1 protein-coding gene is annotated in these 591 nt (G+C 64.8%); it reads right to left on the bottom strand.

Translation table 11 applies throughout. The annotated features are described in order from the left end of the window. Window positions 1-591: hypothetical protein (locus V3W47_RS19670; protein ID WP_331826930.1), on the bottom strand; the 591-nt coding region annotated here is incomplete at both ends.

The raw sequence follows: 591 nt of genomic DNA, 5'->3' as shown, positions 1-591 counted from the left end.
CAGGGAAGGGCGACGAGATCAAGGTGGGCACCTAGCGGACGACCCCAACGGGCCTTGAGTTGAATCAGGAGGTTGTGCGCTGCCACCTTCGCGCTCAGACGCAGCCACCAGCCCAGAACACTTTTGCTGCGGGGTCGCTCCAGGGCGAAGTGCTGATGGAGTCGGTCTTTGCCCGACTCCACCACCTGCCTCTTGCCACTGAACCACCGGCTCACTCCGGAGGATTGGGGCTGCTGTCGAGTGACGACCACGGCACCATAGGCCGCTTGCCAGTGGCGCTGCCACTGCTCCCCCGCGTACCCATCGTCCGCCAAGATCGGGACGCGCCGTTCACCCTGTCCGGCACCAAAACAGGGACCGAGCGGCCCACTCGGTCCCTGACGCTGACCGTGCTGGCGATGGGCTTTGCCCAGGACGCCGACCAGCTCATCCCCGGTGGGTGTCTCGGCGATGGGGTCATGGCGAAAGCGCCATAACCCTTCGGCCAGAAAGCGTTCTTCGGTGTTGGCCGGACCGCTGATGAAGCCATGAATCAAGCCCTGGTCGCTGACCAGGGCCGCGAGCTTGACGCCGTAAAACCACTGTCGGTCC

This window comes from Deinococcus sp. YIM 134068, from assembly GCF_036543075.1.
GTDB lineage: Bacteria > Deinococcota > Deinococci > Deinococcales > Deinococcaceae > Deinococcus > Deinococcus lichenicola.
The sequence above is the reverse complement of the archived record's forward strand: the minus strand, read 5'-3'. Positions and strand labels throughout refer to the sequence as shown.